The sequence below is a fragment of the Dellaglioa sp. CoH-56-MRSF-14 genome (assembly GCF_056782115.1).
The window spans coordinates 128480-142496 of record NZ_JBXAYB010000003.1 but is presented as its reverse complement, the minus strand read 5'-3'; the positions used below and the strand labels follow the sequence as shown (position 1 = coordinate 142496).

General features: G+C 33.2%; 9 protein-coding genes. 8 read left to right on the top strand and 1 reads right to left on the bottom strand.

Annotation, left to right across the window (positions count from 1 at the left end; translation table 11 throughout):
- Positions 1 to 23 precede the first annotated feature (23 nt).
- From AC1RPX_RS04350 to hxlB, 3 genes are read left to right on the top strand one after another with little or no spacing between them, the layout of a single operon-like run.
- Positions 24 to 983 (top strand): sugar kinase, encoded by a 960-nt coding sequence (locus tag AC1RPX_RS04350; protein WP_481761515.1) that lies wholly within the window; start codon positions 24 to 26, stop codon positions 981 to 983.
- Complete coding sequence (locus tag AC1RPX_RS04345; RefSeq protein WP_481761514.1) at positions 983 to 1609, top strand: orotidine 5'-phosphate decarboxylase / HUMPS family protein; 627 nt, start codon at positions 983 to 985, stop codon at positions 1607 to 1609. The genes AC1RPX_RS04350 and AC1RPX_RS04345 overlap by 1 nt, the downstream gene beginning before the upstream one ends.
- Positions 1606 to 2148 (top strand): 6-phospho-3-hexuloisomerase, encoded by a 543-nt coding sequence (gene hxlB, locus AC1RPX_RS04340; RefSeq protein ID WP_481761513.1) that lies wholly within the window; start codon positions 1606 to 1608, stop codon positions 2146 to 2148. Before AC1RPX_RS04345 ends, hxlB begins: the two co-directional genes overlap by 4 nt.
- Before the next feature lie 72 nt (positions 2149 to 2220).
- On the opposite strand, the gene AC1RPX_RS04335 is transcribed toward hxlB, so the two are convergent.
- Entirely contained in the window at positions 2221 to 4221 is a 2001-nt protein-coding gene (locus AC1RPX_RS04335) for a hypothetical protein (protein ID WP_481761512.1), read from the bottom strand.
- A gap of 231 nt (positions 4222 to 4452) precedes the next feature.
- Here AC1RPX_RS04335 and AC1RPX_RS04330 point away from each other — a divergent pair, with 231 nt between their 5' ends.
- The 5 genes from AC1RPX_RS04330 to AC1RPX_RS04310 all read left to right on the top strand — a co-directional run bounded on the left by AC1RPX_RS04330 (position 4453) and on the right by AC1RPX_RS04310 (position 14016).
- Positions 4453 to 9396 (top strand): CDP-glycerol glycerophosphotransferase family protein, encoded by a 4944-nt coding sequence (locus AC1RPX_RS04330; RefSeq protein ID WP_481761511.1) that lies wholly within the window; start codon positions 4453 to 4455, stop codon positions 9394 to 9396.
- Between the two features lie 140 nt (positions 9397 to 9536).
- Positions 9537 to 10649 carry an AI-2E family transporter gene (locus tag AC1RPX_RS04325; RefSeq protein WP_481761510.1) on the top strand — a complete coding sequence of 371 codons (1113 nt, stop codon included), beginning with the start codon at positions 9537 to 9539 and terminating at the stop codon, positions 10647 to 10649.
- 61 nt (positions 10650 to 10710) lie between these two features.
- Complete coding sequence (gene tagD, locus AC1RPX_RS04320) at positions 10711 to 11103, top strand: glycerol-3-phosphate cytidylyltransferase (protein WP_481761509.1); 393 nt, start codon at positions 10711 to 10713, stop codon at positions 11101 to 11103.
- A 52-nt stretch (positions 11104 to 11155) separates the two neighbouring features.
- Positions 11156 to 12361: a CDP-glycerol glycerophosphotransferase family protein gene (locus AC1RPX_RS04315; RefSeq protein WP_481761627.1), complete on the top strand. Its 1206-nt coding sequence runs from the start codon at positions 11156 to 11158 to the stop codon at positions 12359 to 12361.
- 167 nt (positions 12362 to 12528) lie between these two features.
- Positions 12529 to 14016: an ATP-binding cassette domain-containing protein gene (locus tag AC1RPX_RS04310; protein WP_481762410.1), complete on the top strand. Its 1488-nt coding sequence runs from the start codon at positions 12529 to 12531 to the stop codon at positions 14014 to 14016.
- Position 14017 lies beyond the last annotated feature (1 nt).

The window sequence follows — 14017 nt, the reverse complement described above, 5'->3', positions numbered from 1 at the left end:
AGACATGAAGGGAAGAAAATATAATGAGTGAAGTTATAACAATTGGCGAACCAATCATTACATTTGCCTCAAAAGATATGGATCAAAGCTTATCAGAATCAGTTAATTATGTGAAAATATTAGGTGGCGCAGAATTAAACGTAGCGATCGGAGTTAAACGCTTAGGGCATGATGTTGAATATGTTTCTCGAGTTGGAACAGAACCTTTTGGCCAATACGCGAAGAGTATTATTTCAGGACATGGTGTGGGTATCGATTATATTAGCGAAAGTGAAAATCATTGGACGGGGCATCAATTGAAACAACTCGTATCAACGGGTGACCCAGAGACTTTTAATTACCGTAAAGGGTCAGCTGCAGCTCATTTAACAAGTGATCGAATTGATGCAATAAATTTAGATGATGTTAAAATAGCGCATATGTCTGGTATTTTCCCAGCTATTTCAGATGTGGCCGAAAAAACATTTAGAACGTTATTAACACGCCTTGTGGATAACCAAAAATTCATTACATTTGACCCTAATTTACGACCAACATTGTGGAAAAGTAAAGATTATATGGTTGCGACCGTTAATGAACTGGCAGGTTATGCAGATGTTGTTTTACCAGGTGTTGAAGAAGGAAAAATTCTGATGGGCAGTGATAATCCAGAAGAAATTGCCGACTTTTATTTAAAAGGCAAACGGACAAAAACGGTAATTGTTAAAATAGGTGCAAGTGGTGCATTTATCAAAAATTCAGATGGTAGTATGAAAACGATTAAAGGCTTCAAAGTGGATAAAGTTGTGGATACTGTTGGTGCAGGCGATGGATTTGCATTAGGCGTTATTACAGCATTATTGGAAAACAAATCTATGGAGTCAGCCGTTTTACGAGGAAATGCAGTTGGTGCGCTTCAAGTTCAGACACCAGGTGATAATGATGGCTACCCAACACCTAAAGAACTACAGGATTTTTATAAAAAGGAAGGCGTACAGGAATAATGAAATTACAAGTCGCTATTGATCGCGTTACGTTAGAAGACCTTATGGAGAGCGTCAGCTACTTAGATGGTGTTGTCAATGTCATCGAAGTTGGGACCTCTTTGATTAAAGATTATGGGATAAATGCGTTAAAATCTGTTACGGAAAAAGTTAATCAATCAGAAGTATTATTTGATTTAAAGACAATTGATGAGGGTGTTTATGAATTTGAAAAGGGATTCTCTGCTAACGCGGATACGTTAACGGTTATGGCAAGTTCGTCAATTGATACGATTGAACAAGTTTATGAATTAACGGTTAATCAGAAAAAAAACATTCTGATAGATTTATTGGAAGTAGATGAGACGAAAATTGAAAAATTACAAAAATTTGATGAAGCCATTTTTGGATTACATTACTCACATGATAAGAAAGATCAAGATTTTGATGCCGTAAAAGCGGTGGCTGAATTCCATGCTAAATTTCCAAATATAAAAAAAATCGCGGTTGCCGGTGGTATTGATATTGAACAGGCAAAAAGATTGGCTGTTCAAGGTATCGTGGAAAGAATCATTGTTGGTGGTAAAATAATGAATAATGAGAAACCATTAGATATGGCAAAAAAATTTATGGAGGTTATTAAATGAGTTTACTTGATGAAATAATGGATGAAATTAACGCGGTCATTGCTAAAGTTAGTGATGACCAATTAAATGGTGCTGAGAAGTTAATTACGAAAGATAAAAGAATTTTTATCTTAGGTGCTGGGCGATCTGGGTTAATGGCAAAAGGATTCGCAATGAGATTAATGCATATCGGTTATACGGTCTTTGTAATTGGTGAGACAATTACACCGTCAATTGCAGAAGGGGATGTGCTAGTTTCTGTTTCTGGCTCTGGGACAACTAAGAGTGTACTTGAACCAACTGAAAGTGCTAAGAAAATTGGCGTTAAAGTAGTCGGGCTTACAAGTAACGGCGAGTCTCCTTTAGCGAAAGTATCTAACTCAGTTGTCGTTGTGCCTGGTGCAACAAAAGCTGATAATAGTGTAAAGTCAATCCAATTATTGAGTACGCTATTTGATCAAAGTGTGCATATTGCTCTGGATGCATTAGTGCTGAAGGTAAGTCGTAGAGACAACGTATCAAATGATCAGGCGAAGGCGAGCCATAGTAATTTAGAATAAAAAATAGCAACTATCATTTTTAAAATGGTAGTTGCTATTTTTTAGGATAACTATAGTTACAACAATGGTTGATTAATAACCGGCTGTTGTTGACTTAATTAACTCAGGTGTTCTATTAAATAACATGTAGGCGTAACCGTTAATGATTTGCATCCCTTCAGTTTCTCGTGAAGAATTGATACGGGTATACGAAACATCATTTGTTGTTAAGGCACTGTTATGATTATTATCAACTGTTAATTTCGAAGCGTTAACAGCGACAAAAGCGTCATCTGTTACGAGGTAAACTTTATTTGTTTTTGAACTATAAGCAATTGATTGTGGAGAGTCACCCACCCGGTTGGCTAATTGTCCAACGACTTTTACGGTGACTTTATTGTCGGCATCTATAGATCCCTTCCAAATTCGAATATACTTACCGGCTGAACCAGATCCGCTACCAATCATTGTGTATGAATAGAAGTTATTGTTATCTGCAAAAGTTAAATTATTACTTTGCATAAAATTACCATAACCATCGTTCCATTGCATATTAGTATAGTTATCAGGTGCTAGCGTTGACGAATTGATATGTTGAATAGTTACTGTGTCGGATTCAGTAAGTGATTTTGAGCTTGTATCACGATACATGTAGAGACCTTTATTTGAACCATTTGTTTTATAATCTAAAGATTGACCATGGCCTATTATGAATTCAGGACCGACTTTAATGATAGATTCATATTTTTTGTATGCATTATATTTAGAAACATAGAAATTATATTTACCTTTATAAGTTGAAGCAGGGTAGTTTGCTTTGTAGTAGCTAAGAGATTGCGATTGACGGAGGTAGTAAAAAGCCTGCCATAATTCTCCAAATCCCTTACTATTATTTAGATTTAATGCGTTCATCTTATCAGTATCAAAACGGACAATCTTACCAGTTCCTTTTTTCGAATCAGTTGAGATTGATGCATAAAGGTAGTGACCATTGATAACAAATCCTTGTATATTACCCCAATCACCACTTGATTTATATGAAGCAGTTAAGAAATAATTTGTTTTAAATTGTTTTGAACCAGTTGCATTATAAGTACTACCTGATTTTGTTGTTGCATCAACTGAAGAATAATTAGGCTTTTTTTGATAGAAATTAGTAGCCGCAGTATTTGCTAATTTATTGCCTGTATCTAGGCTACCATCATGCATATCAACAAGAACATCTGTAGCAGGTGTCCAGGCTGCTAAATAGCCACTATAAATCCAACCGAGATCGTTTTTCCCAGTTTTAACATATGAAAATTTAGCGCCATCTTGTGTTCGTGTTTCTGTTTTGGTGATATATAAATCAGTATCGAAGTAATTTTTTGAATAATGTGTTGTTTTATTTCCATAAATAGTGTTTAGTGGTGCGTTATGAATGTTAGAGATGTCAGACGTGATACGATATTTAGTTTTTGATGAAGAAGTTTTGATATCTTTAACGGTTTCGTAATTCGTTAATGCTTTAGTATTCACATAACCATACAAAGTTCCGTCACTATATGTTAGTTTTGAGTAGCTTACATTTGATGCCGTTGTAATTTTTTTGGAAATGTAGAAAGTGGTTGAGTGATAACTAGTACCATAGTGCATAAATGTAGAAGCACCGTGTAATGCTCTTGGATAACTGTAAACATTATAAGCATTTGTTTTAATTCTAACAGGTGTATGGTTACTATCTGATTTATCTGTTTTGGGAGATGCATAAACGGTTGTGGCTTTGGTATTTATATAGCCATACGCTTTTCCAGCACCATTAACTAGCCAAGAATATGATTTTCCATCTGATAATTTAATCGTTTTTGTGATGTAAAAAGTTGTTGAATGATAACTTGAACCATAGTGCATGAACTTTGATTTTGAATTTAAAGTTCGAGGGTAAGCATAAACATTATAAGCTTTCGTTTTAATTCTAACAGGCGCATGTGCAATGTATTTTGAAGATGATAGTTTAACTTTTGCTGAGACAGAGCTAGATGTACTGTGACTGGCTATCCCTAAGCCAAGTGCTGTAAACAGTAATGTGATCCCAATGAATTTACTGATTTTCATAATTTAGAACTCCCCTATAAAATATATTTTGTGCCTTCTAATTATACATGAATATGACTGATAGGCCAATTCATTATTTGAATGGAACGGGGTTATTAATACTGATCAAAAAGTTATGGAACAGTTAAATACCATGGAATGTAATATAAAAAAAATATATTATTATAAATAGGAATGATATAATTATTAGATATTTGGACAAAAGAATTGTTAAGGAGAATACAATTAATAATGACAAAAAATAATGGATTACTCTCAGTTGTTATTTTGGGATACAATGTTGAAGAGTTCATTGAAGAAAGTATTGAATCAGTTCTTAACCAAAGTTATGAACAATTAGAAATTATTTTAGTTGATGATGGATCAGTTGATGGGACTGCCGAAATTATGGATCGGTATGTATCACTTTTTGACAATATTAAAGCAATTCACAAAGAAAATGCTGGACCTAGTGCTGCTAGAAATGCAGGAATTGAAGCCGCTACCGGAGAATATATTGCCTTCGTAGATGGGGATGATTTATTACCAGTTGACGCATACAGTCTTTTGATGGGGTCGGTAAAGATGACTGATTCAGACTTGGCAACTGGTGCAGTTAAACGATTTAATTCTAAACGTAGTTCACGTTCTTACATTCATAAATTTGCTATTAAAGATACTGTTTATGAAACATCAATTGCAGAACACCCAGAATTAGTTTATGACACAACTTCATGGAATAAAGTTTATCGATTAAATTTGTTTATCGACAATAATTTGCGCTACCCTGTGGGAATGTTATATGAAGATATTCCTGTGATGATGGCAGCTCATTTATTGGCTAACCATATTGATATTATTACTGATATTGTATACGAATGGCGTTGGCGTGAAGGTGATAGCAAATCTATCACTCAAAGTCGAGGTAATGATATTCAACATTATAAAGACCGATTGGAAATGCTAGAGTTAACGCGTTCATACATGAAAAAATATGGGGCAACTCAAAATGTTATGGATGCATTTGATCTGAAATTATTAACAACTGATATTCCGCTATCAATGCAAGATATTCGAGAATCGGAAGAAGATTACATATTAGAATTTCAAAAAATTACAGTCCTACTTATTAGAACGATTAATCCAGAATTATTTAAGCAATTATCAATTAAAAATCAAATTCAATATGCTGCTGTGTTACAGGGGAATATTAAAGACTTAAAAAAATATAGTTATCGTCGTAGAAATATTGGAAAAATTGTTGAAAAAAATAATCGCTATCAATATGAAGATCCGGCTATCTCTTTAGATGTTGCTAAAGCGGTTGATGTGGGACAATCACAAAAATTCGAACAACGAATCTTAAATGTTTTTTCTGATGAAATGACAAGTGAGATAGTTATTAAGGGTTGGTTGCAACTCAATCAATTGAAAGTTACAAAAAAATTAGACGAAAAATTTACGGTTAATTTGATTAACATTATAAATGGGAAAGAAATGCCAATTACGTTTGAACGAGAAACCGTCAAGCGTCGTCGTCATTTATTTAAGCACCGTAACTATCGTTATTTTAGAATGTCATTTGATCAACAAGAGGCATACAAAATATTAGGAAACGGCATTTGGAAAATACAAGTTAATTATCAAGTTAAAAATATTAATGTGACGGAATTTTTAGCTAATCCTAAGCGTAAATTTATAAGTAATATTTTTTCTGGTAATGATTATCAAATTAAAACTGATTTTAGTTTTGACTGGGCATTAGCTTTTAATGCGATGACTTTGACAGCAAATGAAATAAAGACGGAAAAAAATGTTCAAGCTAATCTAATTCAAGATATTAGTGTGAATGATAGTAAATTAGTGGTCTCTACATGGTTAAATAATCCTGAAAGTACGAAGTTAATTGTTACTGAAAATAGTGATGATGAAATTGCGCCTCAAATTAGTGGACAAAAAATAAATGTTAGTGAACATCAAGTGAAATTTGAATTCTCAATAACTGAAGTAGCCGAGTTAAGTTCTGTAACACAAAAAAGACTCCAGTTAATTGATGAAAAAGAATTGAAATTAAGCTATGAGTTTGAACATGTTGATAAACCGCAAGAATATGAAATAGCACAATATAGTTTACTCGTTCAAAAGAATATGAAGGAAATGATTGGACTAAATATCGCACCACATTTTTCAAAACTAATGGATGTCCAGTGGTTAGATAATAGTCGGCTACGATTAATCGCTGAAAATACATTGTTTCAAAGTTCAGCAGAAAAAATTGTTTTACGTGTAATCGATCAAGAGGAACAATATAAATATCAATTTAATGACGTTACTGTCGATGATAACGGTCAAATAATCGTTAATTTGAATTTAATTAATGAACAACAAGACAGTTTCATTAAGGCAGCAAAATATAATCTTTATCTTGATTTTTATAGTGCTGACCAAGTTGTTCGTTCGCAAATTACAACTGAACCAGAACGTGTAGAAACGCTAGAAAGTCGTACAAATCATTTAGCAAGAACATCATTATACGAAACAAAAAACAATTTTTTGGTTTTAAACCAAAAATTATCGTGGGATAAGCAGGACGCAACCAAACGAAAACGGGCAATTAACTTCTCACTATATTACCCGCTACAACGTTTATTACCTTTAAAGAAGAAAACGATTGTCTTTGATAGTTATTGGGGCGCTTATTTCAATGGTAATGAAAAAGCCATTTATGATTATGTCCAAGAAAACATGCCAGATTATGAATGTGTCTGGTTATTCAAGGATCCGAATACAACAATAACCGGCAATGGTAAACGAGTTCGCTACTTCAGTAAAAAGTATTGGTATTACATGGCGCGAGCTAAGTATTTTATTGAAAATACTAACCTCCCTAACCAATATGCAAAACGAAAAGGACAAGTTGAAGTTCAATCGTTACATGGAACCTTCATGAAAACGATGGGATTTGATGAACCTTATTTCAAAGATGGTTCAAAAGGACGTCAGAATAATTTCATGAAACGAATTAAGCGTTGGGATTATCTTGTTTCACCTTCGCCATATATGGATGAAACAGCTAGTCACGCATTTAATTTTGAAAAAGAGGTTGTTCACTCTGGCTTCCCAAGAAATGATGTACTTTATAAAAAGAATAATGAAACTGATATCCTTAAAATTAAAGAATCTATTGGCATGCCATTGGATAAAAAGGTCGTATTATATGCACCAACCTACCGAAATAAAGACGGATTTGATTTTGAGTTAGATATTAAACAAATGCAAGCTAAATTGAGTGACGAATATGTGTTATTGGTAAGGCTACATTATTTCGTTGCCAATAAAATTGATCTAACTGAATTTGAAGGATTTACTTTTGATGTGTCTAATTATCCAACAGTTGAAGATTTATATTTAATTGCGGATACGTTAATTACTGATTATAGTTCAGTAATGTTTGATTACGCACATCTTAAACGACCAATGATTTTCTTTGCATATGATTTAAAAGATTATACAGAAGATACACGAGGTGTTTATCTCGATTATAATGGTACGGTTCCAGGACCAATTGTGGATACAACGGCAAAAATAATTGACGAATTAAGCGATTTTAATCATCTACAGACAACCTACGCGCAACAATTGATTGAATTTTATGATAAATTTTGTACGTATGGTCGTCAAGGGGATGCTTCAAAGCAAGTTTTTGAAGCAATGATTAGCGATCACTTATTACCACAAGAACCAAGCGTTCAAGTAATTAGAAATAAAATTAAAAAGATCGTTAAGTTTAATAAATGGTATCCAAAAGCATTTGGTATTATCGGTAAAATGTCAAAGAAAGATATTATTATATTTGAAAGTTTCTTTGGTCGTAAATATAGTGATAATCCAAAAGCTATCTATGAATACATGAAAGACCGTTACCCTAAATATAAGATGTACTGGAATGTGAACCAGGATTATGTTGCTTATTTTAAAGAAAATCATATTCCCTATGTGACACGATTCTCATTTAAAGGTATTTTCAAACAAGCTCGAGCAAAATATTGGTTTACGAATGTTCGTCGACCATTATGGTGGGTTAAACCTGAAGGTACAACAATTGTTCAGACATGGCATGGTACGCCATTAAAAACGATTGGTGTTGACGTAAATACAGGGTCAATGCCTGGCGTTGATGCTGCTAAATATCATAGCCAAGTTACAAAAGATTCTGATCGTTGGGATTATTCTGTTACGCCAAATGAATATTCGTCAGATATTTTCAGACGTGCATTCCGTTTGAACCGTAACCAAATGATTAATTCTGGCTATCCTAGAAATGATATTTTAACGAATTATACACAGACAGATATCAATCGTATTAAAGCAAGTTTAGAAATTAATCCAAACAAAAAAGTTATTCTATATGCACCTACTTGGAGAGATAATGAATACGTTAAAGCTGATTATTTCACGGCTAAGTTACATCTTGATTTAGATAAGATGAAAGCAGAACTTGGCGATGATATTATCGTTCTTGTTAGAACGCATTATTTAATTGCTAACTCATTAGATTTAACTGATTATGAAGGCTTTGCGCTGAACGTTGCTGATTATGAAGATATTAATGATTTATATCTTATTAGTGATCTGTTGATTACAGATTATTCATCTGTTTTCTTTGATTTTGCAGCGTTAAAACGTCCTATTATTTTCTTTGCATATGATTTAGATGAGTATGCAAATGATATTCGTGGTTTTTACTTTGACTACGAAAAAGAAGTACCAGGACCAATCGTTAAGGATACAGATGCTGTCATTACTGAGATTAAACGAGCATTTGCAACGGATGAACGCCATCACAATTATGATCAATTTGTAGCGACTTATAATGCTTGGGATGATGGACATGCAACTGAACGGTTAGTTGATTTTGTCATGAATGGACGCGTTTATGAAGCTCAAGAAACAGTAGTTGAAGAAACGACCGTCCATGTTCAAGATGGTGCTGAAGTTTGGTCAAAGGTTTATGGATCTAAAAATTATAAATTTGTAAAAAATATTGATGCCAGAGTTACAAATGAAGGTATCGTGAATAAAACGGGTTATTTAATTGATCCTATTCAAAAAAATAAAGTCGGTTCGACATTACTGTTTATCACGATGAGTGATGGGACAACCGGTTGGATTGATAAAAGTGAAGTAATCAATTAAGCAGTTTAAAGACGCCATTTGGCGTCTTTTTTTTGAATTAATTTATCGTTCAATAATGAGGATAAGTGAAACGCTATAATTGTTAGACAGGTTACGGTATAATGAAATTACTATACATAAATTAAAGGAGAACCATATCGATGCTTGATAGATTAAAAAAGTCTAAATTGATGTTTTGGTCACTTGAATTATTAATCGTTGCCTCGTTAATTTGGATGTGTACAAAAATAAGTTTTATTTTTAGTCCAATAGGAACGTTTATTTCCACATTATTTATTCCGATTATTATATCTGGGTTTTTATTTTATTTATTTAATCCGGTCGTTAAATTTTTAATGAAAATAAAAATCAAAAAATTCAAATTTTCTCGAACGTTGTCAGTTGCCATTCTATTTGTATTCCTAGCAATTCTTTTAGTTGCCTTAATAGGGTACCTGATTCCGAGAGTAGTCAGTCAGCTAAGTCAATTGGTGGTTAACCTACCAGATTATGCAAATGCAGTTAGTGAGTCGTCAAAAGATACGTTTAATCATTTAAATAAATATGCTTGGTTTAAAGAAATTGATTTTACTAGCTATTTAAACCAGTTTGAAAATTCTATTGGGACCTACTTCAAATCAATTGCAACCAATTTGACGAACTCGATAGGATCAATGATTGGGGTTGTAACGAGTGTGACAGTTGTTGCACTGACAGTACCTGTGATGTTGTTCTATATGTTAAAAGATGGTCAAAAACTAGTCCCAACGCTTAAAAAACTTGTTCCAGAAAAACATGGGGATGAGCTCGTTGAGTTACTTGACCGCATGGGTGATACAATTTCAGCGTACATTGGTGGACAAGCTATTGAATGTATTTTCGTTGGGGTATTTACCGCTATTGGTTATTCAATTATTGGTATGCCGTATATTTTGTTACTAGGAGTTGTGGCTGGCCTTGCTAATATTATTCCTTATATTGGACCCTATATTGGTATTTTCCCAGCACTGATTATTGCGGTAACACAGTCTACTCAAATGGTTATTTTTGTCGTGATTGTTGTGTTAATTGTCCAACAAATTGATGGTAATTTTGTCTATCCTAATGTTATAGGCAAATCATTAAATATACATCCATTGACGATTATTGTATTATTACTAGTAGCTGGTAACATTGCTGGGCTTCTAGGAATGATTTTAGGAATTCCCTTATATGCTGTTGTAAAAGTTGTTATTAAATACTTTTACGATATTAGACAATTGCAGGAAAAATAAGACAGTCATAACAGTTTATGATAAAATAAATTATTATTGATAACGACGGAGGAGCAAAAACATGAAAAAAATAATTACTTATGGAACATTCGATTTATTACACAAGGGTCATGTACGTATTTTACAACGCGCTAAAGCAATGGGCGACCATTTAACAGTTTGTATTTCAACAGATGAATTTAACGCAATTAAAGGGAAAAAGGCTTACACATCATATGAAGATCGTAAGTTCATTTTAGAAGCAATTAAGTACGTAGATGAAGTGATTCCAGAAACTGAATGGGACCAAAAAATTAGTGACGTCGTCGATAATCAGATTGATACATTTGTGATGGGTGATGATTGGGCAGGTAAGTTTGACTTTTTAAGCGATTACTGTGAAGTTATTTACTTACCAAGAACAGATGGTATTTCAACAACAAAAATTAAAAAAGATTTAGGGATGAACTTGTAAAATATTTTATTATTTTATCTTTTGTAGTAAGGAGAACAAAATAATGAATGAAATTAAAAAAATAGTCCAAAAAGTGGTTAAGCGGATTGGTCGCCAAATTTTAATAACGTTAAATGATTTTACAATTAAATTTTCAATTAAAAAACACCAAGTTGTCTTTGAAAGCTTTAATGGGCGCGATGTTAACGATAACCCGATGGCCATTTACAAGCAGACTAGACGAGATCTTGGTGAAGAAAATGCGAAGCTTTTATATTTTAGCGTTAAACCAAGCATGTACACTAAATTAAAAGAACAATATCCGGAAATTAATTTAATTAAACGCTTTGGATTTTCTTGGACTATCAAAATGGCGAGGGCTGAATTTTGGGTCTTTAATTCAAGATTACCTATTTGGTGGAAAAAGAATCCGAAGACTACATATATACAAACATGGCACGGGACACCGTTGAAACATTTAGGAATGGATATTGAAAATGTTTCAATGCCAGGTACAACGACAGCGTTATACCATGCTAATTTTAAAGTGGAAACAGCACGTTGGGATTATTTAATAGCGCCTAATCATTATTCAAAGCAAATTTTTGAAAGTGCATTTGCTTTTAAAAATAAATCCTTGGATATTGGATACCCAAGGAATGACATTTTATATGCGGATAATAATGAAAAAGATATTAGAGCTTTAAAGAAAACGTATCTTGGTAATGAAGATGCTAAAGTGGTTCTTTATGCGCCAACATGGCGTGATGATAGCTTTTATACTCAGGGTGTTTATAAATTCGAAATGGCTTTTTCATTCGAATCATTCTTTCAACATGTATCAGACGATACTATTTTAATTATGCGGCCTCATTATTTAGTTAAGAATAGTATTAATATCGAAGGATTTGAAGATCGTGTTAAAATAATGGCAGATGAAAATATTACTGAATTATATTTAATGAGTGATATGATGATTACGGATTATTCGTCAGTGATGTTTGATTTTGCTAATTTGAATCGACCAATGATGTTTTATTGTTATGATTTAGAACATTATCGGGATGAACTACGCGGCTTTTATATCAACTTTGAGATGGAAGCGCCAGGACCAATCGTAGAAAAAGAACCAGATTTCTATAAACAATTGGATGTCTATACGCAAAATGGTGATTATCCTGGTTACGAAAAACAATTTAAAGATTTTCAAAATAAATTTATTGAATGGGATAATGGAAAAGCTTCTCAAAAAGTTTCTGACATTATCTTAGGTAAGTAAGCATATTCTCCTTTTGGGAGGATATGCTTTTTATTTTTTAAAATATAAATACTGATAACATCGGATAAGATGTTAATTTTTAGTGATTAATGGTAGAATTGTATAAGCGTAAGTGTATACATGTTATTATTGAGAATTAAAATAACTGAATGATTAATGGTGATAAAATGGAAGATTATAAAATTCGATTAGAGTATGTTACAAAAGGTATAACAAGTAAAAAAAATCGAAAAATTGATAAAGATTCGAAAGATATTTATTGGGCTTTAAGGGGCATCTCGTTTGATATTTATCGTGGTGAATTTTTTGGTATTATTGGCATGGGTGGCTCAGGGAAAGCAACGTTATCTGACATTCTAGCCGGTAAAGCCAAACAAACAACGGGTTTTCTAACGATGGCCGGTCACACGACGATTGTATCATATGAGACACAATTAAAACGCGATAAAACGGCTGTGCAAAATATTCAAGAAGCAATTACTGATTCTAAGATTGATTACAAAAATAGTGATCAAACTTTGAATAATGTTTTAAATTTTGCTGACTTAGGGGTATTAAAAGAAAGTAAAATTGAAGATTACTCTCCCGATATGCGTGCGCGAGTTGAGTTAGCAATGGCCTTCTTCATTGAACCTGATATTATTATTTTAGATGGTATTCTATCAGCATTAGATGATATTTTTTATCAAAAAACGGTTGATAAAATTAAAAGCCTACAAACAGAGGGCAAAACTTTTGTACTTGCTAGTCAAGATTTACAACAAATGGAGTTCTTAACAGACAGAATTGCCTGGATTCAAAACGGTCAACTGATGGATATCGGTGAGTCTGAAAAAGTCGTTATGAGTTATTTAGATTTTGTTGCTTGGTACGATAGTTTGACTGATGAGAAACGAAGTGAGTACGATAAACAACGTGATTCAGAACGTAAATCATTTAGTGTAGAGACCTTATATACACAATATAAAAAAACGCATTTTGATCCTGATATGCCTCGATCAATTGAGTTGCGTCGTAGAGATGCCTTTTATAACGGACAAGCATTTGACGATACAAAATATTTTTTAAAAAAGAAAAATGGTAAAAAGCACGGTAAACTAGCTTTGATGGTTATTGGTATTTTGATTTTAGCAGTGATAGGAACAGTTTCTGCCAAGTATGTTCAAATGAACAATGACAAGCAAGAATCGAGTTCAATCGCCCAACGTCAGAAGTCTGTAAGTGAATCAAAAAAAATAGCAATTTCAAGCTCAATTAGTAGAGCTGATGTCTCTAAAAAAGTGGTGGCATCTTCTAAATCTAAATCAGCTAAAGCTGCTTCAAGCAAGTCAGCCAAACGGTCTGCTGAAAAAAAGCGGCAGAATGAGTCGCTTGCTAAAGCTAAGGCAGAAAGTGAATCCGTTCTAGCTAGAGAGTCATCTGAAAGGGTGGCTAGTTCTGAGTCAGCAGCAAAAGAAAGTAGTGAAAAGAAGGAAAGTAGTGAAAAGAAAGAAAGTATCAGTAAAATTAGTACGAAGATGTTTGAGGTAGGTAGTGGGGATAGTTTATCAAGTATCGCGACTGCCAATGATACAACCAGTGATCAATTGATGGACATCAATGAATTATCATCAAATCTTTTGCATGTAGGACAAAAAATAAAAGTACCTAAATAAA

Coding starts and splice junctions, on each gene's coding strand:
- AC1RPX_RS04350 (WP_481761515.1), top strand. CDS start 24: ATGAGTGAAGTTATAACAATTGGCGAACCAATCATTACATTTGCCTCA.
- AC1RPX_RS04345 (WP_481761514.1), top strand. CDS start 983: ATGAAATTACAAGTCGCTATTGATCGCGTTACGTTAGAAGACCTTATG.
- hxlB (WP_481761513.1), top strand. CDS start 1,606: ATGAGTTTACTTGATGAAATAATGGATGAAATTAACGCGGTCATTGCT.
- AC1RPX_RS04335 (WP_481761512.1), bottom strand. CDS start 4,221: ATGAAAATCAGTAAATTCATTGGGATCACATTACTGTTTACAGCACTT.
- AC1RPX_RS04330 (WP_481761511.1), top strand. CDS start 4,453: ATGACAAAAAATAATGGATTACTCTCAGTTGTTATTTTGGGATACAAT.
- AC1RPX_RS04325 (WP_481761510.1), top strand. CDS start 9,537: ATGCTTGATAGATTAAAAAAGTCTAAATTGATGTTTTGGTCACTTGAA.
- tagD (WP_481761509.1), top strand. CDS start 10,711: ATGAAAAAAATAATTACTTATGGAACATTCGATTTATTACACAAGGGT.
- AC1RPX_RS04310 (WP_481762410.1), top strand. CDS start 12,529: ATGGAAGATTATAAAATTCGATTAGAGTATGTTACAAAAGGTATAACA.